Raw genomic sequence first — 25,248 nt, 5'->3', positions numbered from 1 at the left:
GCCGCTCGGCCAGCAACTTCTTCAGCCGCGTGTTCTCGGCCTCCAGATCCTTGAGCCGCTTGGCATCGGGCACACTCATGCCGCCGAACTTGCTGCGCCACAGGTAGTAGGAGGCCTCGCTGAACCCATGCCGTCGGCACAGGTCCTTGATTGCCATGCCGGCCTCGGCTTCGCGCAGGAAGCCGATGATCTGTTCTTCAGAAAAACGCTTCTTCACGTCCAATCTCCTCGGGGTAGGGAATTGGACTCCAAACCAAGGTGCTACTCAAACTGGGGGGGACGTCGGTCCGCTGGACGAAGAACAGCGAAACAAGCTGCTGGCGATCGCCGATCGATGCCCGGTGGACCTGACGCTCAGCCGAGGGTCGGAGGTGTCTACCCATCTCGAGCAGAGCGGCGACCACCCATCGCGTGTGACCCCCGGTATCGATGCCGCGGTGAACGTGGCGCGCCACGTCGTCGATGCGTCAGCCGCAGGGCTGGGTAGCGCGCAGGATCGGAGCGATGTCGTAGACATTGCAGGTTGACGAACGGGAGCCCGCCCGTCAGGCCTGCGCGCACGTTGCGATCATTTGCGCTGGGGGCTGAGCCCAGACATTGCGCGGCGCGCGACAGGACCTGGCGGGTGTGTGTTCGCCAGGCAGCCTGCTCGCCGAGGCCAACCGCCGAGCCAGCTGGGTGCTGCGTGTTTCGAGGGCGTGCGAAGAACAACTCAGTTCGGTCGATCGCGCAGTCCGGGCAGGCTTGCTGACCCATGGCCAGGCATGCGCAACGTCCGCAAGCTGGGCAGCCGGTCGGCATGCGCGCGGTCTGCACAAGCGCCCTGGCAATGTGGTCGCCCTCGAAGCGAGCGGATGCACCATGCAACACACGACTTCCAAACAAACACGATGGCTTGGCCTGCTGGGCTGGTTGGCGCTGTGCTATGCCATTGCCGGACTGGGCGCCATGGCCTCCATCCAGGCCGCAAGTTTCTACGCGGAGCTGGTTCGCCCGGCATGGGCGCCACCGGGATGGCTGTTCGGGCCGGTGTGGACGGTGTTGTACGGGATGATGGCGGTGTCGGTGTGGCTGGTGTGGCGAGGCGGAGGATGGACTGGCGCGCGCGCGGCGCTGACCCTGTTCGTCGCGCAGCTCGCACTCAACGGGCTGTGGAGCTGGTTGTTCTTTGCGTGGCATCTGGGCGCGTGGGCGTTCGCGGACATCGTGGCGCTGTGGCTGGTGCTGGCGGCCACCATCGGTGCGTTTGCGAAACGGCATGCGCTGGCGGCATGGTTGTTGCTGCCCTACCTGGCATGGGTGAGCTTCGCGGCCGCGCTCAACTTCGCGGTGTGGCAACTCAATCCTCAGGTCCTCGGCTGATCCGGTGTCACTCAACGGATCGCTTGATCCCTTATCAAACACGCAGATCACCACGACGATCTGTCGCTCCGGCCGAAGTAACCGCAGCGGTTGGAATGCCATGGCGCTTGCGAGCAATACCGTCCACCGAGCGGTCCCGTGGCACTGGCCCGTGTGCGAAACCTGCGCATGTCGGTTACCGACGAATGCTTCAAAAGTTTCCATGGTAATCAATTGCTTGCGGGCGTCGTGCTTAAATCCCTGACCGGCAAGGTTTTCTGTCGCAGGCGCCGTGCGTGCAGGTTCGCCCATGCACGCCATGCTTGACAGGCTTCGGTTCGGTGATGTCTTTTGCATGCATGGTCAATGCCCTCGCCATCGCTTCGCAACCTTGCCAGCCCTCGCTGCGGGCCGGCATGGGCATGGCCGGTATTACCACCACCATTACTACCGTCACCATTTGCCCGGTGCGGCCCGTCGTCTTCGCGTAACTTCCGAAAACAACGGCCCCGCACCCGGATCAGGATGCGGGGGTTTCCCTCTCACCTGATGCGGACGGGGCCTCCCCAACGAGGTCTGTCGATGTCATCGCCCGCTGTTTCGCTCGACCCCGCCGCCGCGTCGGCGCCATCCCTCCGCACCGTGGTGCATAAATTCGGCGGCACCTCGGTCGCCGATGCCGAGCGCTACCGGCATGTTGCGCGGCTGTTGCTCGCCCGCGACGAGCCGATGCAGGTCACCGTGGTTTCGGCAATGAAGGGCGTCACCGATGCCTTGATCGAGCTGGCCGAACTGGCCGCGCACAATCGCCCCGAATGGCGCGAGCGCTGGCACGAAACCCGCGCACGCCATCGCGGTGCGGCAGTGGCGTTGCTGGGCGAGCACTCCGGGCCGACGGTGGAGTGGCTGGACGAACGCTTCGAGCATCTGTCGCAGATCCTTGGCGCCCTGGCGGTGATCGGCGAGCTGCCGCGCGAGGTGCTCGATCGCGTGCAGGGCCTGGGCGAGGTGTATTCGGCGCAGTTGCTGGGCGACCACTTCCGCGCGCTTGGCGAAGACTGCGCGGTGCTGGATGCGCGTGAGGTGCTGGTGGTCGATCGCGGCGAGCTGGGCGTGGATGTGGACTGGCAGGTGAGCGCGCAGCGCCTGGCCACCTGGCGCCAGGCGCATCCGCAGACGCGCGTGGTGGTCACCGGGTTCGTGGCGCGCGACCGTGCCGATCGCATCACCACGCTGGGCCGCAACGGCAGCGATTATTCCGGTGCGATCTTCGCGGCGCTGTTCGATGCCGACGAGCTGCATATCTGGACCGACGTGGATGGCGTGCTCTCGGCCGACCCACGGGTGGTGCCCGAAGCGGTGCAGCTGGAAACGCTGAGCTACGACGAAGCCTGCGAGCTGGCGTATTTCGGCGCCAAGGTAGTGCACCCGCAGACCATGTCGCCGGCGATCGAGCGCGGGCTGCCGATCATCATCCGCAACACCTTCCAGCCCGAGCATCCAGGCACGCGCATCACCGCCGACAGCGCCGTGAGCGGGCCGATCAAGGGCCTGACCCTGAGTCCGGATCTGGCCGTGCTCAATCTGGAGGGCACTGGCCTGATCGGCGTGCCGGGTACGGCCGAGCGCGTGTTCGCGGCGCTGCGCACGGCGCAGGTGTCGGTGGTGATGATCTCGCAGGGGTCTTCGGAGCATTCGATCTGCTGCGTGGTCAAGCAGCATGAGGCCGAGCGCGCGCGCAGTGCGCTGCTGCAGGCCTTCGCGCATGAACTCACCGTGGGCCAGGTGCAGCGTGTGCAGCTGACCACGGGCATCAGCGTGCTGGCAGCGGTGGGCGATGGCATGGCCGGCCAGCCCGGCGTGGCGGCGCGCCTGTTCGAATCGCTGGGGCGCGCGCAGGTCAACATCCTGGCAATCGCCCAGGGCTCGTCCGAACGCAATATCTCGGTGGCGATCGATGCCGCGCACGCGACCAAGGCCTTGCGCGCGGCGCATGCCGGTTTCTGGTTGTCGCCGCAGACGTTCTCGGTGGGTGTGATCGGTCCCGGCAATGTCGGTGCCGCGCTGCTGGATCAACTGCGCGTTGCGCAACCGCAGTTGCTGGGCAAGGCCAACCTGGATCTGCGGCTGCGCGCGGTGGTCTCGCGCGGACGCATGCTGCTGGACGAGCGCGGCCTGGTCGGCGACTGGCGCGATGCGTTCGCCGCTGCCGCCACGCCCACCGACCTGGAGCGCTTCACCACGCACTTGCTGTCGGCGCATCTGCCGCATACGGTGATCATCGATTGCAGCGGCAGCGCCGAAGTGGCCGACCGCTATGCGGGCTGGCTGGCTGCCGGCATCCATGTGGTGACGCCGAACAAGCAGGCCGGTTCCGGCCCGCTGGAACGCTTCGAGGCGATTCGTGCTGCTGCCGATGCCAGCGGTGCGCGCTTCCGCTACGAAGCCACCGTGGGCGCCGGCCTGCCGGTGATCACCACGCTGCGCGATCTGGTCGACACCGGCGATACGGTGACCTCGATCGAGGGCATCTTCTCCGGCACGCTGGCGTGGTTGTTCAACAAGTACGACGGTAGCGTGCCGTTCGCCGAACTGGTCACGCAGGCGCGCGGCATGGGGTATACCGAGCCGGACCCCCGCGACGATCTGTCCGGCGTGGACGTGGCGCGCAAGCTGGTGATCCTGGCCCGCGAAGCCGGCCGGGCGATCAGCCTGGAAGACGTACAGGTGGAAAGCCTGGTGCCCGAAGCCCTGCGTCAGGCCAGCGTGGACGATTTCATGGCCCGGCTGTCCGAGGTGGATGCAGTGTTCGCGCAGCGCCTGCGCGATGCGCGTGCGCGCGGCAACGTGCTGCGCTACGTGGCGCAGCTGCCGCCGGATCGCGCGCCCAGCGTGGGCCTGGTGGAGCTGCCCGCCGATCACGCCTTCGCCAATCTGCGCCTGACCGACAACGTGGTGCAGTTCACCACGCGCCGCTATTGCGAAAACCCTCTGGTGGTGCAGGGACCTGGGGCCGGCCCGGAAGTGACGGCCGCCGGCGTGTTCGCCGATCTGTTGCGGGTGGCAGCGGGCGAGGGGGCGCGCTTGTGAATCGATCCGTCATCAGCCAACCGCCGCTGTCAGAGGCAGGGGAGGCAAGGCCTGTCGCGACTGCCGGCGTACTGCAGCAGGCGCGCGCGTTTGCGCCTGCCTCGGTGGCCAACGTGGCGGTGGGCTTCGATCTGCTCGGTTATCCGGTCGAAGGCGTCGGCGACACGGTGACCGTACGGCGCATCGCCGCACCGCAGGTGCGCATCGCCGCCATTCGCGGCACCACCGTCGCGCTGCCGCTGGAGGCCGAGCGCAACACGGCAGGCGCGGCGTTGATGTCGCTGCGTGCGGCCTTGCAGCTGCCGTACGGCTTCGAAGTGGAGATCGACAAGGGCATCGCCTTGAGTTCGGGCATGGGAGGCTCGGCAGCCTCGTGCGTGGCTGCGCTGGTGGCCGCCAATGCGCTGCTGGAAACGCCGCTGAGCCACGCGCAGCTCTACCAGCACGCACTCGACGGGGAGGCGGTCGCCAGCGGTAGCCGGCATGGTGACAACCTGGGGCCGCTATTCCTGGGTGGGCTGGTGCTGTGCACGCTGGAACGGCTGGTGCCGATCGCGGTGCCGGCGGGCTGGCATAGCCTGCTGGTGCACCCGGAGGCGGTGCTGGAAACCCGACGGGCACGCGACGCCCTGGCCGGCGCCTATCAGTTGCGCGAGTTCGTCGCCCAGAGCAGCAACCTTGCGCTGGTGCTGGCCGGCTGCCATGCCGGCGATGCCGATCTGGTGCGCGCCGGCCTGCGCGATGTGCTGATCGAACCGCGGCGCGCGCCGCTGATCGACGGTTTTGCCGATGCCAAACAGGCCGCGCTCGAGCACGGTGCTCTTGGCGCCAGCATTTCCGGGGCCGGGCCCAGCGTGTTTGCGTGGTTCGAAACCCGTGCGGCCGCCCAGGCCGCCGCGCCGGCGGTCCAGGCAGGATTCGCCGCAGCGGGGCTGGAAAGTCAGTTTTGGGTATCGCCGATCGCCAGTCCGGCAGCGCGGTTGATCGAATGACTGCTCACCGCAACACGCAATCGGATTGCATGCGGCCTATCGCCCGCGCAGTGTCGGGCAGGCGGCATGCCGCGCAGGCCTCACTCGACCACGACCTCGCTGATCTGCAGCACCGGCGTCAGATCGGTGTAGTTGGCGATGTCGCCCAGGATCTCGGCCGCATGCGGGCCGAAGCCGGCGTTGAAGGTCTCGACCGACGCACAGAAGATGTGACACATGCCGATGAAGGCCGGGGCGCTGCCGGCTTCGCCGCCGCTGATGCCTTTGTCCACGGTGTATTTCAGGCAGGCTGCGCCCATGCGCGCGCTCACCAGCGGCATGTGACGGTCGCGGTAGTAGCTGTGGTCGAAACGCGCGCCTTCGCGGTAGGGATACATCACGCTGACCTTGACCATCTGCCGGCTCCACGGAAGGGTGCGCGCAGCATAGCGCCGCACCGCCCGGGGCGAGTGACCGGGCTGGCACATACGCAGAGCATAGGCGCCCTGGGTGCCTGTTCACCGATCGCATCGCCGGGCCAGGCCCGGTCTTCTTCCTGTCTGGAGTCATGCTGATGTTCATTTCCACCCGTGGGGGGGCGCCCGCCGCAAGCCTGAGCCAGGCGATCGCTGCCGGATTGGCGCCCGATGGCGGCTTGTATGTGCCGCAGACGCTGCCGCCGACGCGCACGCTGGTTGCCGGCGCCGATCTGGCCGCCACCGCCACCACGCTGCTGCAGCCGCTGTTCGCCGGCGATGCGTTGGCCGCCGAGTTGCCGGCCATCTGCGCCGAAGCCTTCGATTTCCCGGCACCGCTGGTGCCGCTGGCCACCCCCGGCGATTACGCATTGGAGCTGTTTCATGGGCCCACCGCCGCGTTCAAGGATTTCGGTGCGCGGTTCCTGGCGGCCTGCCTGACCCGCCTGCGACGGGCCGAGGACCGCCCGCTCACCATCCTGGTCGCCACCTCCGGCGATACCGGTGCGGCGGTGGCGGCCGCCTTCCATCGCCAGCCCGGGCTGCGGGTGGTGGTGCTATACCCGGATGGCCGCGTCTCGCCACGGCAGGCGCATCAGCTCGGCTGTTTCGGCGACAACATCCAGGCCCTGCGCGTGGCCGGTTCGTTCGACGATTGCCAGGCGATGGTCAAGCAGGCCTTGAACGATGCGTCGCTGCAGGCGCAGGTGCCCTTGAGCTCGGCCAACAGCATCAGCCTGGGCCGCTTGCTGCCGCAGATGAGCTATTACGCGCACGCGGCCCTGCAGCACCATGCCGCGTCCGGCAGCGTGTTGAATCTGGTGGTGCCCACCGGCAACCTGGGCAACGGCTTGGCCGCCATCCTGGCGCGCGCGCTCGGCATCCCGTTGGGCGAGATTGCACTGGCATCCAATGCCAACCAAGTGTTGCCGGATTACTTCGCTGGCGACGAGTACGCGCCGCAACCCAGCGTGGCGACGCTGGCCAATGCGATGGACGTGGGCGCACCGAGCAACTTCGAACGCCTGCGCTGGTTGTACCAGGGCGACGACGCGGCCCTGCGCGAGGCCTTCCGCGCCCTGTCGGTGGACGATGCGGCGATCGGCCACACCATCCGGCAGCGCCACGCGCACTGCGGCGAAGTGCATTGCCCGCACACTGCCACCGCGGTGCACGTGCTGGAACAACTGCGCGCAGAAGGCGCCGAGGGCGTGAGCGGCGACTGGGCGGTGGCGGCCACCGCGCACCCGGCCAAGTTCGAGGGCGTGGTGGAGCCGCTGATCGGTGCGCCGGTGGAGGTTCCGCCGGCCCTGGCGGCGTTGTTGCGGCGCCCGGCACACGCCGAGCCGCTGGCGCCGGACTATGCAGCGCTGCGGCAGCGCCTGCTTGCCGAGGCCGCCTGACCGAACGCGTTCAGCCCCCCGGGGTTGGAAACTGACGCGCGGGCGGCTATTTCTAGGCAGGTGCGGGCCCGGCGTGGCGCCGCGTTCGATGTGGATTGCAGCATGGGTTTTCGAGTGATCGCCGTTGCCACCGCGTTGTGCGGATGGTCAGCGGCCGGCGCGGCACAGGCCGCCGACGCCATGGCCGCCTCGCCGGTGGCGCCGTTGGGCGCACCGCGTGCCGGATTGATCGATGCGCTGGCGCGCCAGGCGCCAGCGCTGGATCGCAAGGTGCTGGCGCTGGCCACCGAAGCCTTGCATTGCGCACGGCAGCGCCAACAGGTGGGCGACGACCGCGTACTCAGCGTGATCGATTACAGCCGGCCGTCGACCGAGCGCAGGCTCTGGGTGTTCGATCTGGCGCGGCAGCGGCTGCTGTTCAAGGAATGGGTGGCGCATGGGCGCAATACCGGCGAGAACCTGGCCGCGACGTTCTCCAACACCGACGGCAGCTTCCAGTCCAGCCTGGGCGCGTTCACCGCGCAAGAGTCGTACACCGGCCAGAACGGCTATTCATTGCGCCTCAAGGGTCTGGAACCGGGGTTCAACGACCATGCGCGCGACCGCGCCATCGTCATCCACGGCGCGCCCTACGTGAGCGAGGCGATCATCCGTAGTCAGGGCCGGCTCGGCCGCAGCCTGGGTTGCCCGGCGGTACGGCCGGCGGTGGCCAGGCAACTGATCGACACCTTGCGCGACGGTGCATTCGTGTTCGCCTATTACCCCGACCGCACTTGGCTGCGGCAGTCACAGCTGCTGCATGGCGGATGCGGTAAGGCAGTGGCGGCGGTTGGCGGGCATTGAGGCACTGGCGACGATGTTCCGGCGCAGAGGCCGGATCGTGACTGCCACCTGCCGCGCTCTACATCGTGAGAAAGACAGCGAGGCGCTTCTTCAGACCGTTTCGCCGGCCAGGCTGCGCAGTGCCGCGTAATCGAGGATCTGCACCAGATGCAGCTGCGGCAGCGCGATCAGTTGCTGCTGCCTGAGTTTGGTGAACGTGCGGCTCACCGTTTCCATGGTCAGGCCGAGATGGTCGGCGATGTCGCTGCGGCTCATCGGTAGTGCCACAGTATCGCCGGTGGCGCCGGGCTGGGTGGAGCGGGCGGCCAATCGCAGCAGGAAGTGCGCCAGCCGCTCGCCGGGCTGCAACCGCGCCAGCACCAGGCCGGTGTCCTGTGCGGCGGCCAACTCCATGCTGGCGCGCTGCAGCAGCTTGCGCTCCAACTGTGGATAGCGCTCGCGCAACTGGCGCATCTGCGTCATCGGCGTGCGACAGACCCGGGTTTCGACGATGGCTTCGATATCGTGCCGGTGCTGCGGGGTCTCGGTCAGCCCCACGTAGTCGCCGGGCAGGACGAAGCCGGTGATCTGGCGGCGGCCGTCGGCCAGGGTGCGCACCATGCGCAAGGCGCCGGAGGTGACGGTGTAGACGTGATGACGGGGCTCGCCGGCCCGGACCAGCGTGTTGCCGGGCGCATGCACCGAACTGCTGGTGGCCTGGTCCAGCGCCTGCATTTCCACTGGCGACAGCGCCGCACAGATCGCCCGGCCGCGGACCGCGCACAGCATGCAATCGGACAGGCGTGCATGGGTGGTGGCGGCCGCGCCGGGCGCCTGGCAGGTCACGCTGGGATCTGAAAGCTGACGGTACATGGGTCACGCACTGCCTGGGACGCGCGGGAATGATACGCCATGCGGTCAGTCCGCCCGCCCAACCGGTAGAATTGTCGGCTCGCCCCCACGTCGTCCTGCAGGAGTTCCGCTCGTGATCAAGCCCCGTACGCCGCCCGGCATCATGGAATTGCTGCCACGCGAGCAGATCGCGTTCCAGCGCATGCTGGACGTCATCCGCCGCAACTACGAGCGGTTCGGGTTCCTGCCGGTGGAGACCCCGGTGTTCGAGCTGTCCGATGTGCTGCTGACCAAATCCGGCGGCGAGACCGAGCGCCAGGTGTACTTCGTGCAGTCCACCGGTGCGCTGGCCAACGCGGCCGCGGCGGCCGACGAGGGTGCCGACCATGGCGGCTTGCCCGAACTCGCATTGCGCTTCGACCTGACCGTGCCGCTGGCGCGTTATGTCGCCGAGCACGAGCACGACTTGAGCTTTCCGTTCCGTCGTTACCAGATGCAGCGCGTGTACCGCGGCGAGCGCGCGCAGCGCGGGCGTTTCCGTGAGTTCTATCAGTGCGACATCGACGTGATCGGCAAGGATGCGTTGAGCATCCGCTACGACGCCGAAGTGCTGGCGGTGATCCACGCGGTGTTCGCCGAACTGGGCATCGGCGATTTCAAGGTGCAGTTGAACAACCGCAAGTTACTGCGTGGGTTCTTCGAAAGCCTTGGCGTGGCCGAGGGCGAGCTGCAACTGGCGGTGTTGCGCGAGGTGGACAAGATCGACAAGCGCGGCGCCGACTATGTGCGCGATACGCTGGTGGGCGAGGGCTTCGGCATTGCGGCCGAGCAGGTCGCCAAGATTCTGGACTTCGTCGCCGTGCGTTCGAACGGACATGCCGATGCGCTGGCGCAGTTGCAGGCGCTGGAAACCTCGGCAGGCGCCAGCGCCACGTTGGGCGAGGGCATTGCCGAGTTGCGTGAAGTGCTCGGGCTGGTCAAGGCGCTGGGCGTGCCCGAAAGCGCGTACTGCCTGAATTTCTCGATCGCACGCGGGCTGGATTACTACACCGGCACCGTCTACGAGACCACGCTGACCGACCATCCGCAGATCGGCTCGATCTGCTCGGGCGGCCGTTACGAGAGCCTGGCCAGCCACTACACCAAGTCCAAGCTGCCCGGCGTGGGCATTTCGATCGGCCTGACCCGGCTGTTCTGGCAGCTGCGCGAGGCCGGCTTGATCCAGGACATTGCCGAGAGCAGCGTGCAGGCGATGGTGGCGCTGATGGATGAAACGCGCCTGGACGATGCGCTGGACATCGCACGCCGGCTGCGCATTGGCGGCATCAACACCGAAGTGCAGATGGAGCCGAAGAAGATCGGCAAGCAGTTCCAGTACGCCGCCCGTGCCGGCATCCGCTTCGTGGTGCTGGCCGGTGACGACGAACTGGCCCGCGGCGTGGTGGCGGTGAAGGATCTGGTGCGTGAGCAGCAGTTCGAGGTGTCTCGTGACGAGCTGGCGAGCACGTTGCAGGTAGAGCTTGAGCAGGCCAAGGTGATGCCGTAGGGCCGAGCGCGGCGCTGATAGAGCGCCGCTGTCCAGTTGCTCCTACCGCTTGCGGGAGAACTGGTGCGCAGCGCCGGTCATCCACCCGTCCCTTCTCCCGCCTGCGGGAGAAGGTGGCGCGCAGCGCCGGATGAGGGGGCTCTGGTTGTTGCGACCCAGCTGGAAGATCGCCAGCGCTTGCCCCCATCCGCCCTTCGGGCACCTTCCCCCGCGAGCGGGGGAAGGAAGCACAGATTTTCCCCTTTCTGCCACTCGTTCCTTCTCCCGCTTGCGGGAGAAGGTGGCGCGCAGCGCCGGATGAGGGGGCTCTGGTTGTTTCGACCCAGCCGGAAGATCGCCAGCGCCTCGCCCCCATCCGCCCTTCGGGCACCTTCCCCCGCGAGCGGGAGAAGGGAGCAGCCGATTTTTCCTCCTTTCTGCCACTCGTCCCCTTCTCCCGCTTGCGGGAGAAGGTGGCGCGCAGCGCCGGATGAGGGGGGCTCTGGCTGTTGCGACCCAGCTGGAAGATCACCAGCGCTTGCCCCACCCGCCCTTTGGGCACCTTGCCCCGCAGGCGGGGGAAGGAACATGCTGGCCACGGGGTGACAATCGCGCCTGCTTGCGTTAATGTACTAGTACGCTATTACGTTAACGCAATGAAACAACGTCCCGCACCCCGCGAATCCACCGACATTGCCGCCTCGCTGCAGATGCTGTCCGAGGCGCTGGCTTGCCTGCGTGAGCCTGGCGCGGTCGAGGCCTTCCTGCGTGACCTGTGCACGCCTGCAGAGCTGGAGGCCATGACCGATCGCTGGCGGGTGGTGCCATTGCTGATCAAGGGCGTGCCGTACCGCGAGATCCACGAGCTGACCCAGGTCAGCGTGACCACCATCGGGCGCGTTGCGCGCACCCTGGACCATGGCGCCGGCGGTTATGCCGCAGCCCTGCGCGAGCAAGCCGCGCGCCCTGTCGAATCCCACTGAGAGAACACGATGAGTGCTTCCACGGCAGCACCGGCACGCGACCGGTTGCGCATCGCCATCCAGAAGAGCGGCCGCCTGGCCGAGCCGGCGCGCAGCCTGTTGGCGGCCTGCGGGCTGAGCTGGCGGCAGAGCCGCGACAAATTGTTCTGCTATGGCGAATCGCTGCCGGTGGATCTGTTGCTGGTGCGCGACGACGATATTCCCGGCCTGATCGCCGACGGCGTCTGCGACCTGGGCATCGTCGGCCAGAACGAGCTGGACGAGCAGGCTGCCGAGCGCCGCCGCAACGGCCTGCCGGCGGCGTATCACGCCGTGCGCGGCATGGGCTTTGGCCAGTGCCGCTTGATGCTGGCGGTGCCGGAGGAGTGGGACTGGCAAGGCGTGGCGCAACTGGCCGGCAAGCGCATCGCCACCAGCTACCCGGCGATCCTGGCCGACTGGCTGGAACAACAAGGTATCGAGGCGACGGTAGTGGAACTGTCCGGCTCGGTGGAGATCGCCCCGCGCCTGGGCACCGCCGATCTGATCTGCGATCTGGTCTCCAGCGGTGCCACGCTGGCCGCCAACCAGCTCAAGCCGGTGGAACTGGTGATGGAAAGCGAGGCCGTGCTGGCCGGCGCGGTGCGCGAACCGGCCGATGCACGCGCCGCGCTGCTGGCGATGTTGCTGCGTCGCATGGACGGGGTGCTCAAGCTGCGCGACAGCAAGCTGCTGATGTTCCGCGCCGAGCAAACCCACGTCGAGGCGCTGCGCCGTCTGCTGCCCGACGCCGAGCCATTGGTGCAACTGCCCGACGACGGCAACGGCGCGTTGCGCCTGCAGACCATGTGCCACGGTGCGGTGACCTGGCAACGGCTGGAAGAACTCGAACGCGCAGGTGCGCAAGGCTTGATGGTGTTGACGGTGGAGCGCTCGCTGGCATGAATGGTCTCGATTGGTCCCGATTGGACAGCGCCGCACGCGCCGCTGCATTGACGCGTCCGGTACAGACCGTGGCCACGCAGACGCGTGATGCGGTCGCTGCATTGATTGCCGACGTCCGCACGCGCGGCGACGCCGCATTGCGCGAGATCACCGCGCGCTTCGACGGCGTATCGCTGGACAGCTTCGTCGTCACCGCAGCGGAGTTCGCCGCTGCCGACGCCGCGGTGGCGCCGGAGTTGCGCCAGGCCATGCAGGATGCAGTGGCGCGGATCGACAGCTTTCATCGTGCGGGCATGAGCGAGGGCTATGCGGTGGAAACCGCGCCCGGCGTGATCTGCGAAAAGATCGTGCGGCCGATCGGCCGGGTGGGCCTGTATGTGCCGGCCGGCAGCGCGCCATTGCCGTCGACCGCGTTGATGCTCGGTGTGCCGGCACGGCTGGCCGGTTGCCGCGAAGTGGTGTTGTGCACGCCGCCGCGCAAGGACGGCAGCGTGGACCCGGCGGTGCTGGTCGCCGCGCAGCTCACCGGCGTGCGCCAGGTGTTCAAGCTCGGCGGTGCGCAGGCGATCGCCGCGATGGCCTATGGCACCGAGTCGGTGCCGGGCTGCGACAAGTTGTTCGGGCCGGGCAACAGCTATGTCACTGAAGCCAAGCAGCAGGTGGCGCAGTCCGGTGCGGCGGCGATCGACATGCCGGCCGGCCCGTCGGAAGTGCTGGTGATCGCCGATGCCGGTGCACAACCGGCCTTTGTCGCCGCCGACCTGCTTTCGCAGGCCGAACACGGCCCGGATTCGCAGGTGTTGCTGTTGTCCGATAGCGATGCGTTGATCGCGGCGGTGCAGGCGCAGTTGGAGGTACAGCTGGCGAGGCTGTCGCGTGCCGACATCGCGCGCCAGGCGCTGGCGCAATCGCGGTTGATCAAGGTGCAGTCGCTCGACGAAGCGTTTGCGATCAGCAACCGTTATGCGCCGGAGCATTTGATCCTCGCGCTGCGCGAACCGCGTGCATGGCTGGGCCAGGTCGAGGCCGCTGGTTCGGTGTTCCTCGGCGACTACACGCCGGAAGCGCTCGGCGACTACTGCAGCGGCACCAACCATGTGTTGCCGACCAGCGGCGCGGCGCGCGCGTACAGTGGCGTGAGCGTGGCCAGCTTCCAGAACATGCTCAGCGTGCAGGCGGCCAGCAAGGCCGGCATCGACGGCATCGGCGAGTGCGCCTTGATCCTGGCGCGTGCCGAAGGGCTGGATGCGCACGCCAATGCGGTGGCGCTGCGGATGGGAGTGGCCGCATGAGCACGCCATCGATCCTGGATCTGGTCCGCGAAGATCTGCGTGCGTTCGCCGGTTATTCGTCAGCGCGCACCAGCGCCTTGCAGGGCGATGTGTGGCTCAACGCCAACGAGTCGGCCTGGGGCAACCCCGCCGATCCGCAGGGCAGCACACGCCGCTATCCGGACCCGCAGCCCAAGGGCCTGCGCAATGCGCTTGCAGGGCTGTACGGCTGTGCGCCGGAACAGCTGTTGATCGGCCGTGGCAGCGACGAGGGGATCGATCTGCTGGTGCGCGGTCTGTGCGTGCCCGAGCGCGATGCGGTGGTGGTCACCCCCCCGGTGTTCGGCATGTATGCGGTGTGCGCCAGGCTGCAGAACGCACCGCTGATGGAGGTGCCGCTGGTCGATGGCCGCGATGGCTTCCATGCCGATATTCCGGCCATCGTGGAGGCCGCGCTCGCGGCGAAGGCGAAGCTGGTGTTCCTGTGCTCGCCCTCCAACCCGGCCGGCTCGGCGATTGCGCTGCAGGACATCGAAACCGCACTACAGGCCCTGCAAGGCAAGGCATTGGTGGTCGTCGACGAAGCCTATGGCGAATTTTCAGATGTGCCATCGGCGGTCGGTCTGCTCGATCGCTACGACAACCTGGCCGTGCTGCGCACCTTGTCCAAGGCCCATGCACTGGCGGCCGCGCGGATCGGCAGCCTGATCGCCAACGCCGAATTGATTGCCTTGCTGCGCCGCTGCCAGGCGCCGTACCCGGTGCCCACGCCGTGCGCGGCGATGGCCGAGCAGGGCTTGTCCGCGCCGGCACTGGAGGTGACCCGCCGGCGCGTTGCCGAGCTGCGCAGCGAACGCGAGCGCATGCGCGTGGCGCTGGCAGGTCTGCCAGGCGTACGTCGGGTCTATGCATCGCAGGGTAACTTCCTGCTGGTGCGCTTCGATGATGCCGAGGCTGCGTTCCAGGCGCTGCTGGAAGCCGGGGTGGTGGTGCGCGACCAACGCGCGGTGCCGTGCCTCTCCGATGCGTTGCGCATTACGCTGGGCACGGTCGAGCAGAACGAACGCGTTCTGGGCGCGCTGCAGCGCAAGCAGGAGGCTGCATGACACCGATCCTCTTCGTCGATCGCGATGGCACGTTGATCACCGAGCCTGCCGATCACCAGATCGATACCTACGAGAAGCTGCGCTTGGTCGACAACGTCATCCCGGCAATGCTCAAGCTGCGTGACGCGGGGTACCAGTTCGTGATCGTCACCAACCAGGACGGGCTGGGTAGCGACAGCTACCCGCGCGCCGCGTTCGATGGCCCGAACGACCTAATGCTGCAAATCTTCGCCAGCCAGGGCATCGAGTTCCGTGAAGTGCTGATCGACTGCAGCTGGCCGGCCGACAATGCGCCCACGCGCAAGCCCGGCATTGGGTTGATGGTGCCGTACCTGCAGGACCGCAGCATCGACTGGGCACGCTCGGCGATGGTGGGCGACCGCATCACCGACATCCAGTTTGCGCAGAACCTCAATATCCGCGGGTTCCAGCTGCGCACCACAGAGTTCGGCGGCGAATGGGACTGGCCCGGCATCGCACACGAACTGGCCGACGCGCCGCGTCGCGCGGTGGTCCAGCGCAATACCAAGGAAACCCGCATCCGTGTGGAGCTGGATCTGGACCGCGTCGCCGAGCCGCACACCGCCACCGGCCTGCCGTTCTTCGACCACATGCTGGAGCAGATCGGCAAGCACGGCGGCTTTGCGCTGGACATCCGTGCAGAGGGCGATCTGCACATCGATGAGCACCACACCATCGAAGACACCGGCCTGGCACTGGGCCAGGCGTTGCGCGAAGCGCTGGGCAACAAGCGCGGCATCGGCCGCTACGGCTTCGATCCGTCGCACAGCCCATGGCTTGCGGCAGGCGAGGGCGCACACCATGGCTTCACCCTGCCGATGGACGAAACCATCGCCAGCGCCGCGCTGGATTTCAGTGGCCGGCCGTACTTCGTGTTCGACGGCGACTTCAAGCGCGAGCGCGTGGGCGACATGCCGACCGAGCTGGTGCCGCATTTCTTCCGTTCGATCTGCGATGCCTCCGGCTTGAATCTGCATCTGAGCGTGCGTGGCGACAACGATCACCACAAGGTGGAAGCCTGCTTCAAGGCGCTGGCACGTGCGCTGCGCCAGGCGATCCGTCGCGAAGGCACCGCCTTGCCGTCCACCAAGGGCGCGCTATGACCGACCTTGCGCTGATCGATGCCGGTGGTGCCAATCTGGGCTCGGTGCGCTATGCGCTGGAGCGGCTGGGCGTGGAAGCACGGGTGGTGCGCGATGCCGCGGGGCTGCAGGGCGCGCAGCGGGTGATCCTGCCCGGCGTCGGTGCGGCACCGGAGGCGATGGCGCGGCTGCGTGCGCAAGGCTTGGTCGAACCATTGCAGCAGCTGCAGGTGCCCTTGATCGGTATCTGCCTGGGGATGCAATTGCTGTTCGAACACTCCGAAGAAGGCGATGTCGACTGCCTTGGCCTGCTGCCGGGCATCGTGCGCCACATGACGCCGGCGCTGGGCATCCGCGTACCGCACATGGGCTGGAATCAGCTGCTGCCGCTGCGCGAGTCCGCGCTGCTGGCCGGTTTGCCGGAGCGTGCCAGCGCCTATTTCGTGCACGGCTATGCGGCGCCGGTGACCGCCGATACCGTGGCCGCTTGCGATCACGGCGGTCTGTTCACTGCCGTCGTGCAACAGGGGCTGCGCTGCGGCGCGCAGTTCCACCCCGAGCGTTCGGCGGATACCGGTGCACGCATCCTGCGCAATTTTCTCGAGATGAGCTTCCCATGAGTTTCACTGTCTACCCCGCGCTGGATATCCGCGATGGACGCGTGGTGCGCCTGCTGCAAGGCGATTACGCCCGCGAAACCCGCTACGGCGACGATGTGCTGCCGCGTGCGCAGGCATTCGCCGACGCCGGCGCGCAGTGGATGCATCTGGTCGATCTGGATGCGGCCAAGGCCGGTGGCTACACGCTGGCCACGCTGCTCGGCGAGATCACCCGCCAGACCGGCTTGCAGGTACAGACCGGCGGCGGCGTGCGTTCGCGCGACGACGTGGCGCGCATTCTCGATGCCGGTGCCGCGCGCGTGGTGATCGGTTCGCTGGCGGTACGCCAGGCCGAGACGGTGATCGCCTGGTTGCAGGAATTCGGCGCCGAGCGGCTGACCATTGCGCTGGACACGCGCCAGGACGCTGCGGGTGCCTGGCAGTTGCCGGTGCATGGATGGACCGAGACGGCCGAGGCCACGCTCGATGAGCTGACGGTGCGTTATGCGCAGGCGGGTCTGCAGCATCTGCTGTGCACCGATATCGCGCGCGACGGCATGTTGTCCGGGCCGAACATGGCGCTGTACGCGCACGTGCGCGCGCTTGCGCCGCAGTTGCAGGTACAGGTCTCCGGCGGCGCGCGCAACCTGGCCGACGTGGCCGCTGCCAAAGCCTCCGGCTGCGCGGGCATCGTGCTCGGCAAGGCCTTGCTGGAAGGGCATCTGGATCTGGGCGAGGCCTTGGCATGCTGAGCCGGCGCATCATTCCCTGCCTGGACGTGCGCGATGGTCGCGTGGTCAAGGGCGTCAAGTTCCGCGACCACATCGACATGGGCGACATCGTCGAGCTGGCGCTGCGTTACCGCGCGCAGGGCGCCGACGAGTTGGTGTTCTACGACATCGGTGCCAGCCCGGAAGGGCGTTCGGTCGATTACACCTGGGTGGAGCGGGTGGCGCGGTTGATCGATATCCCGTTCTGCGTGGCCGGTGGTATTGGCGATGTGGAAACGGCGCGTGCGGTGCTGCACGCCGGTGCCGACAAGATCTCGATCAATTCGCCTGCGCTGGGCCGCCCGCAATTGATCTCCGAACTGGCCGATGCCTTCGGCGTGCAATGCGTGGTGGTGGGCATCGACTCGATCAGCGAGGACGACGGGCAATGGCGCGTGCGCCGCTACACCGGCGATCCGAGCAAGACCCAGGCGCTGCCGATGCGCACCCTGGACTGGGTGGCCGAGGCGCAGCGCCTGGGCGCGGGCGAGATCGTGCTCAACTGCATGGACAACGATGGCGTACGTCGCGGTTACGACATCGCCCAGCTGCGTCAGGTGCGTGCACTGTGCCGGGTGCCGTTGATCGCCTCCGGCGGTGCCGGGCAGATGCAGCACTTCGCCGACGTGTTCGACCAGGCCGATGTGGATGGGGCATTGGCCGCAAGCGTGTTCCACAGCGGCGCGATTCCGATTCCGGAACTCAAGCGGTTCCTGCGCGCGCAACAGATCGAGGTACGTGATGGGCAGTGAGACCGGGACAACCGCCAGCGCTCTGGATACGCTGGACTGGAACAAGGGCGATGGCTTGTTGCCGGTGATCGTGCAGGACGCCGACAACCTGCGCGTGTTGATGCTGGGCTACATGAATGCCGAGGCCCTGGCAGTGACGCAACAGCGCGGCGAGGTCACTTTCTTCAGCCGCAGCAAGCAGCGTCTGTGGACCAAGGGCGAAAGCTCGGGCAACGTGCTGCGGGTGGTCTCGATCGAGGCCGACTGCGATGTCGATACGCTCCTGGTGCTGGCGCGCCCGCACGGGCCGACCTGCCACCTGGGCCGCGCCAGCTGTTTTCCGAGCGCGCCCGCGCAGTTCCTTGGCAGCCTGGATGCGGTGATCGCCACGCGTGCGCAGGAGCGCCCGCATGGCAGTTACACCACCAGGCTGTTCGAGCAAGGCATTCGCCGCATCGCGCAGAAGGTGGGCGAGGAGGGCGTGGAAACCGCGCTGGCCGGCGTGGCGCAGGACGATGCCGAGTTGCTCGGCGAGTCCGCCGACCTGCTGTACCACCTGATCGTGCTGTTGCGCGCGCGCGGGCTGGGTCTGGGCGACGCGGTCGCGTTGCTGGAGTCGCGGCATAAGTAATCATCCGCAGGAACGCTCCCTGCTGGAGCGCGCCTGAGCGCGATGGCTTTACCGGTAACGCCCCGTCGCGCCCGGGTGCGTTGCTGCGCCAGATGGACGGGCTTGCGCGGATGGCACGCCAGAGACTGCGGTAACCCAACCCGGCCCCCGCTACAATCGCCGCTGGTCACCGCTGGAATGTCCATGCATCTTCGTCTCGCCCTCCTGGCCCTTGGCCTGCTTGCAGGCGCTGCGCACGCGCGCGATGCCGTTGTCGATGGCGTGGTGTTCGAAGAGCGCGACGGCAAACCGGGGCGGAGCGGTGATGAGCCTGGTGTTGCCGATGTCATCGTCTCCAACGGGCAGCGACTGGTCCGCACCGATGCGCAGGGGCACTACCGTCTGCCGGTGCGCGAAGGGCAGACCGTCTTCGTGATCAAGCCGGGCGATCGCAGCTTCGTCCCGAATGCCGATGGCCTGCCCGGGTTCTGGCGCCACTATGCGCCCAAGGGCTCGCCCAAGCGCAAGTACCAGGGGATCGCCGCCACCGGTACGAGCACCCGCAACTGGGATTTCGCATTGACGCCGCGGCAGGACCCAGGCGGAAACGGCTTCCAGATGCTGGTCTTCGCCGACAGCCAGACCGCCACCTTGGCCGATGTGGACTACTACCGCCGGGACATCGTCGCGCCCATCGTCGGCAAGCAGCTGGCGCGGCTGGGAACCACCTTGGGCGATATCGTCAGCGACGATCTGAGCCTGTATCCAGCCTTGAACCGCGTCACCGCGCAGCTCGGCGTGCCCTGGTTCCATGTGCCGGGCAATCACGACCTCAACTTCGATGCCGGTGACGATCTGCATTCGCTGGAGAGCTGGCGCGCGGTCTATGGCCCGGACACCTACGCTGTGGAAGAGGCCAACGCCAGCTTCGTGTTCCTGGACGATGTGATCTACACGCCGGGCGCCAGGCCGGCGTATGTCGGCGGCCTGCGCGAAGACCAATTCGCGTTCCTGCAGGCCTATCTGGCGCAGCTGCCGCGCGAGCGGCTGGTGGTGCTGGGCATGCACATTCCGCTGTTCGATGCGGCACCGGATCAGGAAACCTTTCGCCATACCGATCGCCGGCGCCTGTTCGCGTTGCTCAAGGACTTTCCGCACGTGCTGGTGCTGAGCGGGCACAGCCACACGCAGCGGCAGGTGATGCATGGCGCCGACGAGGGGTGGACGGGCGTGCGTCCGTTGCACGAGTACAACGTGGGCGCTGCCTGTGGTGCGTTCTGGTCGGGCGCGAAGGACGCCGATGGCATTCCCGATGCGACGATGAGCGATGGCACGCCCAACGGCTACGCGGTGCTGAAGGTCGCTCCCGGCGGCGATTACACGCTGGCCTATCACGCGGCGCGTGCCGCCGACGATGCACAGCTGCTGTTGCACGCGCCCAAGGTGTTGCGGCAGGGCGCGTATCCAGCCTGGGGCATCTACGCCAATGTGTTCATGGGCCAGGACGATACCGCGGTGGACATGCGCATCGACGATGGTCTCTGGCAGCCGATGAAGCGGCAAGAGCGCGCCGATCCGCGCGTGTTGGCCGAGAATGCGCGCGACGATGCCGCCGATGCACTGCGTGGCTACGACCGCTCGCCCGAGGCCACGCCTTCCACCCATCTGTGGCGCGCCGCGCTGCCGACCACGCTGGAGGTCGGGGAACATACTGTAGAGGTGCGCGCACGCTTGCCGACCGGTGAGTACAGCGCACGCACGGTGTATCGCCTGCAGCGCGCCGAGCCCTGACGGGCGCAGCGCTTGCCGAAAACACGAACGCCTCCACGAAGGAGGCGCTTTCGGGATCCGGGCTGGCAGGCGATGGCGCGCTGGCGGGGATCGATGCTGGCTGGCTGGCTTGGCGCTGGCTGGCCCGGGAAGTGTAGCGAGGCAGCGCAAGCGCTGACGAAATGAGAATTAGTCTCAGCGTGTCGAGGGTTCCGGCGCGTTCGGTGAACGAGTGGCGGACGATGTCGTCGCAGGCGCGGCGGTCCGGTCGCTGGCGCTTTCGATGGCACGGGACGAGTTGCCGTCGCCGCTCTGCGGTACAGCATCGACGCCGGCATCAGTGTCGCCGCCGGCATCCGGTACGCGATCCACTGGCGGGTACGGATACGCCACTGCCGGCCCCAGCGCCAGCCCTGCGCGCCAGCGGGCCAGCACTGGCGCGATACGTGCGCCCAGCGATTGCTGCGGCAATGAAGGCAGCTCGCCCTCCTGCTTCTCGCGTGCGGTAATGGCCGCCCTGGCCATGGTGAACGCCGCCAGCGGGTCGTCGGTTCGATTCATCGCATCGATCAACCAGGCCTGGCCGAAGTAGGTGGCATTGGACGTATTGCCGCAGCCGAACGAGGGGCGGTCCGCGCGCGCGGCGGTGAGGATCAGCGTGTCCGGCGTGCGCAACGCAGGAATGAAGCCCCCCGAGTAGCACGCCGACAGCACGATGATGCGTCGGACGATCCCGGCGTCGTCCAGCGCGGTGCGCAGATCCTGCGGGCTGATGAAATCTTCCTCGTTCTCGTCTACCTGCACATACAGCGTGTGATCTTCGGTGCCGTGCGTGGTGATGAACAGCAGCAGTGCGTCTTCCTTGCGGTCCATACGCTTGCCGACTGCGGCGAGCGTGTCGTGGAGATTGTCGTAGGTCGCCAGCGGAGCGTACGGCTGCTCGCCCAGGTTGTCCGGGTTGTTGACCAGGGTGACCACCCGGCCGCGCGCATCGAAGCGTCGCTCGAACAATTGCGCAAGGTACAGCGTTTCGTTACGGAACACATCGTCGCTGGCATCGCCGGCAAAGCCGACCACGTACAGATCGGTCACGCCGGGGCGTTGCGGCTGCAGTGCCGCCAAGGCCTTGGCAAGTGCGGCCTGGTCGACCGGGTCCGCCTCGGCGGCCGGTTGCGCGGCCGGTGCAGGCAGGACTGCGCCGGCATCGGGATGGCAACCGCCCAGCAGAACGGCCAGTGCCAGTAGCGTCAGCGTCAGCCGGATCGCGGGCGCCGCGGGCAACCAGGATGGGAGCGATGGGAACAACGCCGACGCCTCTCGAATACGCGTATCAGCAGGACTGAAATGCTGCGCCTGGAGGAACACCCGGCCGCTGCGCGGCAGGCGGGTGTCTTCCCTCACCGCGCTGGCTCAGAACGTGAGCTGCGAAAAGCTTTCCAGACGCTGGTGGCTGCCGATGTCTTCGGCCGAACGCGGGGTGGGGTAGTCCTCGCGGCGATCCAGCAGTGCGGTGCGCATGCCGGTGCGCCTGGCCGCATCCAGTTCTTCGATCACGTCCGACAGGAACAGGATATCCGCAGCCGGCACACCGATGCGTTCGGCGATACGGCGATAGCTGGCGCTCTCGCGCTTGGAGCCCACTTCGGTATCGAACCAGTCGGTGACCAGCCCGCTCAGATCGCCGGCATCGCTATGGGCGAAGAACAGCTTCTGCGCTGGCACCGAGCCGGACGAATACACGTACAGCGGAATCCCCTGCGCATGCCAGGCCTGCAACTGGATCGCTGCATCGGCATAGATGTGCGCCGTGAAGTCGGCGGTCTTGTAGCCGTCGCCCCAGATCAGCCCCTGCAATGCCTTGAGCGCGGTGTGCTTGCGATCCTCGTCGATCCAGGTCTGCAGCGTGGCGATCAACACCTCGTCCGGCACGTCCTCGCCGATCTCGTCGGCCACCTGGTTGAGCCAGTGGCGTACCTGCGGATGATTGCCGTGTTCGCGCACGTAGGCGGGCATCGCACGGCGTGCATACGGGAACAGCACGTCCTTGACGAACGAGATGCTGCTGGTCGTACCTTCGATATCGGTGAGGATCGCTTGCGGTCGTGTCATCGTCAGCTGGCCTTCTGAGGTTTCTCGGGGGCGTAGCGGGGGAATTGTTGGGCGATCTCGGTGCCGGTGAAGTGGCCGACCCAGCCGTCCGGCTCGGTGAAGAAGCGGATCGCCACGAAATGCGGCTCCGGCCCCATGTCGAACCAGTGCAAGGTGCCGTCGGGTACGGCGATCAGGTCGTCCTTGACGCACTCGATCTCGTAGACCTTGTCCTGCACGTGCAGGGTGAACAGGCCCGAGCCAGCGACGAAGAACCGCACCTCGTCTTCCTTGTGGAAATGCTCGTCGAGGAACTTGGCGCGCATCTCCTCGCGCTTGGGGTTGTCAGGCGCGATGCTCACCACGTCCACGGTCTTGAAGCCGCGCTCGGCGCTGATACGGTCGATGTCGGCGCGGTAGGCCTCCATCACCTGTTCGGGCGTGGCGCCTGGCTCCACCGGCTGGCTGGCGTGCCAGCGTTCGAAGGTCACGCCGATCTTCTTCAGCTCGGTGGCGATGGCGTCGCCGTCGCGGCTGTCGAACTGGGCATTGGCAGGATTGGTGTCGGCGAAGATTCGCAGTCTGCTCATGGCGGTCTGGCTCACGTAGGGGGACGGGCGGAACTCAGCGCGGGCCGCGCAGTTTCAGCAGTTCGAGTTCGCAGTGCAGCAGGAATTCGAAGGCCTCCAGATGACGACGTGCCTCGGCCATGTTGCGGCCCCAGGCATACAGGCCGTGTCCCTCGATGAGATACCCCCACATGCTCTGTTTGTCCAGCAGCGCCTCCACCTGCGCGGCCAGCACCTGCATGTTCTGGGTGTTGGCGAACACCGGCACGTCTACCGCGGTGTCGTGGGTGGTGTTGCCATCGAAGGCCTTGAGCAGCTCGTAGCCTTCCAGCCGGATCACCCCGCTGCCTGCATACAGGCGGGAAGCAATCGTCTGCACCGGCGAATGGGTGTGCAGGACGCAGCCAATCTCCGGAAACCGTCGATACAGCTGGGTATGCAGCAGGGTTTCCGCAGACGGGCGCAACGGGCGGCCGACGGCCTGGCCATCAAAGTCCACCACCATGATGTCTTCTTCGACCAGGCGGCCCTTGTCGCGGCCGGACACAGTGATCGCCGCGTGCTGTTCGTCCAGGCGGTGGGAAAAATTGCTGCTGGTGGCCGGTGTCCAGCCGGACTGGGCCAGCTCGCGGATGTTGCCGATCAGCAACTGCGCCAGCTCGTGCAAACGCGCGGCGCTATAGGGAAGGGGGGCAGTGGTCGCATTCATGCAGCTATTCTACTGCCCCATCCGGTTACGGCCAGATGGACGCGGGCCGGTGGTGCGCAACGGCCGGCCTGCTTAGTGCATGCTCAGCGCCGGTCGCGCAGGCGGCTGTGGCGATAGCCGTAGCCGAAGTAGACCACCAGCCCGGCGAGCGTCCACAACCCCATCAGCATCCAGTTGTGCAAAGTCATGGCCGACAGCAGCGCCAGGCAGCTCAATACGCCGGCAATGCAGATCAGCCACGCCGCCGGCATACGGAACGGGCGCGGCAGCTCCGGGTGGGTGTGGCGCAGGATCAGCACGCCGGCACACACCGCCGCGAATGCGATCAGGGTACCCATCGAGGTCAACTCGCCCAGTACATCCAGCGGAAACACCGCCGCCAGCAACGCGATGCCCACGCCGGTGATCACGGTATTGATGTGCGGCGTACGGTACTTGGGATGGATGCGGGTGAAGACCGACGGCAGCAGCCCGTCGCGCGCAATGATCATGAAGATGCGCGGTTGCCCGATCACCATCACCAGGATCACCGACGACAGGCCGATCAGCGCACCCACCTCCACCACCACGCGCAGCCAGGCCAGCTGCGGATGCGCGGCCACCGCGGTCACCACCGGCTCGTCGGTGCCCAGCAGGGTGTAGGGCACCAGGCCGGTCATCACCGCCGCCATGGCGATGTAGAGCACGGTGCAGATCAGCAGCGAAAGCATCATGCCGATCGGCAGGTCGCGTTGCGGGCGGTGCGATTCCTGCGCAGCCACCGACACCGCCTCGAAGCCGATATAGGCGAAGAACACCATCGCCGCGCCGCGCAGCACGCCCTCCATGCCGTACTTGCCGGGGCCTTCGTTGGCCGGGATGAAAGGCTGCCAATTGGCGGTATCCACGTACTTCCAGCCCACCGCGATCACCAGCAGGATCAGCCCGGTCTTCAGGATCACCATGGCCATGTTCATGGCCGAGGACTTGCGGATCCCCACGTAGCACAGCCAGGTCAGCAGCAGGACAATGCCGGCGGCGGGCAGGTTGGCGATGGCGCCGGTGGGTTGCAGCTTGCCGTCCAGGGGCGCGCTGACCAGCGCCGCCGGCAGGTGGATATCGAAATGCTCCAGCAGGCTGAGGAAGTAGCCGGTCCAGCTGACCGCCACCGCCGAAGCCGACACGCCGTATTCCAGCACCAGCATCCACCCGATGAACCAGGCGGCCAGTTCGCCGAAGGTGGCGTAGGTATAGGTGTAGGCGCTGCCGGACACCGGCACCATCGCGGCGAACTCGGCATAGGCCATGGCGCAGAATGCGCAGCAGATCGCGGCCAGCACGAACGACAGCACGATGGCCGGGCCGGCATGATCGGCCGCGGCCTGGCCGGTGATGACGAAGATGCCGCCGCCGATCACTGCGCCGATGCCCAGTGCGGTCAGCCCCCAGGGACCGAGCGCGCGTTGCAGGCCCAGCCCGTCGGCCGCCTCATGGCTGGCGTGAGGATGCTTGGTGGCCCAGAGTTGTTTGAACATGAAGCGGTTCCGGCTTGGCGC

The 25,248-nt window shown here is 67.1% G+C and carries 24 protein-coding genes; 16 read left to right on the top strand and 8 right to left on the bottom strand.

Annotation, left to right across the window (positions count from 1 at the left end):
* Nucleotides 1-157 (bottom strand): transposase (locus LL962_RS18845; protein ID WP_255626435.1); only part of this gene is annotated, 157 nt, incomplete at its 3' end.
* Nucleotides 158-861: 704 nt separating this feature from the next.
* Between LL962_RS18845 and LL962_RS18840 the strand changes: the two genes are divergently transcribed.
* From LL962_RS18840 to LL962_RS18830, 3 genes are all read left to right on the top strand, one after another.
* Nucleotides 862-1,362 carry a TspO/MBR family protein gene (locus tag LL962_RS18840; protein WP_228318018.1) on the top strand — a complete coding sequence of 167 codons (501 nt, stop codon included), beginning with the start codon at nucleotides 862-864 and terminating at the stop codon, nucleotides 1,360-1,362.
* A 561-nt stretch (nucleotides 1,363-1,923) separates the two neighbouring features.
* Nucleotides 1,924-4,431, top strand: coding sequence for a bifunctional aspartate kinase/homoserine dehydrogenase I (thrA, locus tag LL962_RS18835; RefSeq protein WP_104588868.1), 2,508 nt, complete (start codon nucleotides 1,924-1,926; stop codon nucleotides 4,429-4,431).
* A gap of 26 nt (nucleotides 4,432-4,457) precedes the next feature.
* Nucleotides 4,458-5,423 carry a homoserine kinase gene (locus LL962_RS18830; protein ID WP_228318022.1) on the top strand — a complete coding sequence of 322 codons (966 nt, stop codon included), beginning with the start codon at nucleotides 4,458-4,460 and terminating at the stop codon, nucleotides 5,421-5,423.
* An 80-nt stretch (nucleotides 5,424-5,503) separates the two neighbouring features.
* On the opposite strand, the gene LL962_RS18825 is transcribed toward LL962_RS18830, so the two are convergent.
* Nucleotides 5,504-5,818, bottom strand: coding sequence for an EthD family reductase (locus tag LL962_RS18825; protein ID WP_228318017.1), 315 nt, complete (start codon nucleotides 5,816-5,818; stop codon nucleotides 5,504-5,506).
* A 152-nt stretch (nucleotides 5,819-5,970) separates the two neighbouring features.
* Between LL962_RS18825 and thrC the strand changes: the two genes are divergently transcribed.
* Together thrC and LL962_RS18815 are read left to right on the top strand one after the other, a co-directional pair.
* A complete protein-coding gene (gene thrC / locus LL962_RS18820; protein ID WP_228318016.1) occupies nucleotides 5,971-7,281 on the top strand; it encodes a threonine synthase in 1,311 nt (436 codons plus the stop codon).
* A gap of 102 nt (nucleotides 7,282-7,383) precedes the next feature.
* On the top strand, nucleotides 7,384-8,124 hold the full coding sequence (locus LL962_RS18815; RefSeq protein ID WP_228318015.1) for a murein L,D-transpeptidase catalytic domain family protein: 741 nt from the start codon (nucleotides 7,384-7,386) through the stop codon (nucleotides 8,122-8,124).
* Nucleotides 8,125-8,214: 90 nt separating this feature from the next.
* Here LL962_RS18815 and LL962_RS18810 read toward each other — a convergent pair whose 3' ends face one another.
* Nucleotides 8,215-8,838, bottom strand: coding sequence for a helix-turn-helix domain-containing protein (locus LL962_RS18810; protein ID WP_228318021.1), 624 nt, complete (start codon nucleotides 8,836-8,838; stop codon nucleotides 8,215-8,217).
* A 250-nt stretch (nucleotides 8,839-9,088) separates the two neighbouring features.
* Here LL962_RS18810 and hisS point away from each other — a divergent pair, with 250 nt between their 5' ends.
* The 11 genes from hisS to LL962_RS18755 all read left to right on the top strand — a co-directional run bounded on the left by hisS (nucleotide 9,089) and on the right by LL962_RS18755 (nucleotide 20,368).
* A complete protein-coding gene (gene hisS / locus LL962_RS18805; RefSeq protein ID WP_228318014.1) occupies nucleotides 9,089-10,501 on the top strand; it encodes a histidine--tRNA ligase in 1,413 nt (470 codons plus the stop codon).
* A gap of 635 nt (nucleotides 10,502-11,136) precedes the next feature.
* Nucleotides 11,137-11,463, top strand: coding sequence for a YerC/YecD family TrpR-related protein (locus LL962_RS18800; protein WP_104588863.1), 327 nt, complete (start codon nucleotides 11,137-11,139; stop codon nucleotides 11,461-11,463).
* A 9-nt stretch (nucleotides 11,464-11,472) separates the two neighbouring features.
* Nucleotides 11,473-12,387, top strand: coding sequence for an ATP phosphoribosyltransferase (gene hisG / locus LL962_RS18795; RefSeq protein WP_104588862.1), 915 nt, complete (start codon nucleotides 11,473-11,475; stop codon nucleotides 12,385-12,387).
* Nucleotides 12,384-13,679, top strand: a complete 1,296-nt coding sequence (gene hisD / locus LL962_RS18790; RefSeq protein ID WP_228318013.1) for a histidinol dehydrogenase — start codon at nucleotides 12,384-12,386, stop codon at nucleotides 13,677-13,679. Before hisG ends, hisD begins: the two co-directional genes overlap by 4 nt.
* A complete protein-coding gene (gene hisC, locus LL962_RS18785) occupies nucleotides 13,676-14,764 on the top strand; it encodes a histidinol-phosphate transaminase (protein ID WP_228318012.1) in 1,089 nt (362 codons plus the stop codon). The genes hisD and hisC overlap by 4 nt, the downstream gene beginning before the upstream one ends.
* Nucleotides 14,761-15,888 carry a bifunctional histidinol-phosphatase/imidazoleglycerol-phosphate dehydratase HisB gene (gene hisB / locus LL962_RS18780; protein ID WP_228318011.1) on the top strand — a complete coding sequence of 376 codons (1,128 nt, stop codon included), beginning with the start codon at nucleotides 14,761-14,763 and terminating at the stop codon, nucleotides 15,886-15,888. Before hisC ends, hisB begins: the two co-directional genes overlap by 4 nt.
* The gene (gene hisH / locus LL962_RS18775) at nucleotides 15,885-16,487 is read left to right on the top strand and encodes an imidazole glycerol phosphate synthase subunit HisH (protein WP_228318010.1); all 603 of its coding nucleotides are present in this window, start codon (nucleotides 15,885-15,887) and stop codon (nucleotides 16,485-16,487) included. The genes hisB and hisH overlap by 4 nt, the downstream gene beginning before the upstream one ends.
* Nucleotides 16,484-17,218, top strand: a complete 735-nt coding sequence (gene hisA / locus LL962_RS18770; RefSeq protein ID WP_228318009.1) for a 1-(5-phosphoribosyl)-5-[(5-phosphoribosylamino)methylideneamino]imidazole-4-carboxamide isomerase — start codon at nucleotides 16,484-16,486, stop codon at nucleotides 17,216-17,218. The genes hisH and hisA overlap by 4 nt, the downstream gene beginning before the upstream one ends.
* Nucleotides 17,212-17,988 carry an imidazole glycerol phosphate synthase subunit HisF gene (gene hisF / locus LL962_RS18765; RefSeq protein WP_104588856.1) on the top strand — a complete coding sequence of 259 codons (777 nt, stop codon included), beginning with the start codon at nucleotides 17,212-17,214 and terminating at the stop codon, nucleotides 17,986-17,988. Before hisA ends, hisF begins: the two co-directional genes overlap by 7 nt.
* A complete protein-coding gene (hisIE, locus tag LL962_RS18760; RefSeq protein WP_228318008.1) occupies nucleotides 17,978-18,598 on the top strand; it encodes a bifunctional phosphoribosyl-AMP cyclohydrolase/phosphoribosyl-ATP diphosphatase HisIE in 621 nt (206 codons plus the stop codon). Before hisF ends, hisIE begins: the two co-directional genes overlap by 11 nt.
* 183 nt (nucleotides 18,599-18,781) lie before the next feature.
* Nucleotides 18,782-20,368, top strand: a complete 1,587-nt coding sequence (locus LL962_RS18755; RefSeq protein WP_228318007.1) for a calcineurin-like phosphoesterase C-terminal domain-containing protein — start codon at nucleotides 18,782-18,784, stop codon at nucleotides 20,366-20,368.
* A 174-nt stretch (nucleotides 20,369-20,542) separates the two neighbouring features.
* Here LL962_RS18755 and LL962_RS18750 read toward each other — a convergent pair whose 3' ends face one another.
* From LL962_RS18750 to LL962_RS18730, 5 genes are all read right to left on the bottom strand, one after another.
* The gene (locus LL962_RS18750; RefSeq protein ID WP_441004884.1) at nucleotides 20,543-21,628 is read right to left on the bottom strand and encodes a C13 family peptidase; all 1,086 of its coding nucleotides are present in this window, start codon (nucleotides 21,626-21,628) and stop codon (nucleotides 20,543-20,545) included.
* A 129-nt stretch (nucleotides 21,629-21,757) separates the two neighbouring features.
* On the bottom strand, nucleotides 21,758-22,456 hold the full coding sequence (gene mtnC / locus LL962_RS18745) for an acireductone synthase (protein WP_104588853.1): 699 nt from the start codon (nucleotides 22,454-22,456) through the stop codon (nucleotides 21,758-21,760).
* 2 nt (nucleotides 22,457-22,458) lie between these two features.
* The gene (locus LL962_RS18740; protein WP_228318005.1) at nucleotides 22,459-23,025 is read right to left on the bottom strand and encodes a 1,2-dihydroxy-3-keto-5-methylthiopentene dioxygenase; all 567 of its coding nucleotides are present in this window, start codon (nucleotides 23,023-23,025) and stop codon (nucleotides 22,459-22,461) included.
* Between the two features lie 34 nt (nucleotides 23,026-23,059).
* Entirely contained in the window at nucleotides 23,060-23,713 is a 654-nt protein-coding gene (locus tag LL962_RS18735) for a methylthioribulose 1-phosphate dehydratase (protein WP_104588851.1), read from the bottom strand.
* An 83-nt stretch (nucleotides 23,714-23,796) separates the two neighbouring features.
* The gene (locus tag LL962_RS18730; protein WP_104588850.1) at nucleotides 23,797-25,227 is read right to left on the bottom strand and encodes an amino acid permease; all 1,431 of its coding nucleotides are present in this window, start codon (nucleotides 25,225-25,227) and stop codon (nucleotides 23,797-23,799) included.
* Nucleotides 25,228-25,248 lie beyond the last annotated feature (21 nt).

It is taken from the genome of Xanthomonas sp. NCPPB 1067, assembly GCF_020783795.1.
In the GTDB taxonomy this organism is placed as follows: Bacteria; Pseudomonadota; Gammaproteobacteria; order Xanthomonadales; family Xanthomonadaceae; genus Xanthomonas; species Xanthomonas melonis.
The sequence above is the reverse complement of the archived record's forward strand: the minus strand, read 5'-3'. Positions and strand labels throughout refer to the sequence as shown.

Coding starts and splice junctions, on each gene's coding strand:
- LL962_RS18840 (WP_228318018.1), top strand. CDS start 862: ATGCAACACACGACTTCCAAACAAACACGATGGCTTGGCCTGCTGGGC.
- thrA (WP_104588868.1), top strand. CDS start 1,924: ATGTCATCGCCCGCTGTTTCGCTCGACCCCGCCGCCGCGTCGGCGCCA.
- LL962_RS18825 (WP_228318017.1), bottom strand. CDS start 5,818: ATGGTCAAGGTCAGCGTGATGTATCCCTACCGCGAAGGCGCGCGTTTC.
- thrC (WP_228318016.1), top strand. CDS start 5,971: ATGCTGATGTTCATTTCCACCCGTGGGGGGGCGCCCGCCGCAAGCCTG.
- LL962_RS18815 (WP_228318015.1), top strand. CDS start 7,384: ATGGGTTTTCGAGTGATCGCCGTTGCCACCGCGTTGTGCGGATGGTCA.
- LL962_RS18810 (WP_228318021.1), bottom strand. CDS start 8,838: ATGCAGGCGCTGGACCAGGCCACCAGCAGTTCGGTGCATGCGCCCGGC.
- LL962_RS18800 (WP_104588863.1), top strand. CDS start 11,137: ATGAAACAACGTCCCGCACCCCGCGAATCCACCGACATTGCCGCCTCG.
- hisG (WP_104588862.1), top strand. CDS start 11,473: ATGAGTGCTTCCACGGCAGCACCGGCACGCGACCGGTTGCGCATCGCC.
- hisD (WP_228318013.1), top strand. CDS start 12,384: ATGAATGGTCTCGATTGGTCCCGATTGGACAGCGCCGCACGCGCCGCT.
- hisC (WP_228318012.1), top strand. CDS start 13,676: ATGAGCACGCCATCGATCCTGGATCTGGTCCGCGAAGATCTGCGTGCG.
- hisB (WP_228318011.1), top strand. CDS start 14,761: ATGACACCGATCCTCTTCGTCGATCGCGATGGCACGTTGATCACCGAG.
- hisH (WP_228318010.1), top strand. CDS start 15,885: ATGACCGACCTTGCGCTGATCGATGCCGGTGGTGCCAATCTGGGCTCG.
- hisA (WP_228318009.1), top strand. CDS start 16,484: ATGAGTTTCACTGTCTACCCCGCGCTGGATATCCGCGATGGACGCGTG.
- hisF (WP_104588856.1), top strand. CDS start 17,212: ATGCTGAGCCGGCGCATCATTCCCTGCCTGGACGTGCGCGATGGTCGC.
- hisIE (WP_228318008.1), top strand. CDS start 17,978: ATGGGCAGTGAGACCGGGACAACCGCCAGCGCTCTGGATACGCTGGAC.
- LL962_RS18755 (WP_228318007.1), top strand. CDS start 18,782: ATGCATCTTCGTCTCGCCCTCCTGGCCCTTGGCCTGCTTGCAGGCGCT.
- mtnC (WP_104588853.1), bottom strand. CDS start 22,456: ATGACACGACCGCAAGCGATCCTCACCGATATCGAAGGTACGACCAGC.
- LL962_RS18740 (WP_228318005.1), bottom strand. CDS start 23,025: ATGAGCAGACTGCGAATCTTCGCCGACACCAATCCTGCCAATGCCCAG.
- LL962_RS18735 (WP_104588851.1), bottom strand. CDS start 23,713: ATGAATGCGACCACTGCCCCCCTTCCCTATAGCGCCGCGCGTTTGCAC.
- LL962_RS18730 (WP_104588850.1), bottom strand. CDS start 25,227: ATGTTCAAACAACTCTGGGCCACCAAGCATCCTCACGCCAGCCATGAG.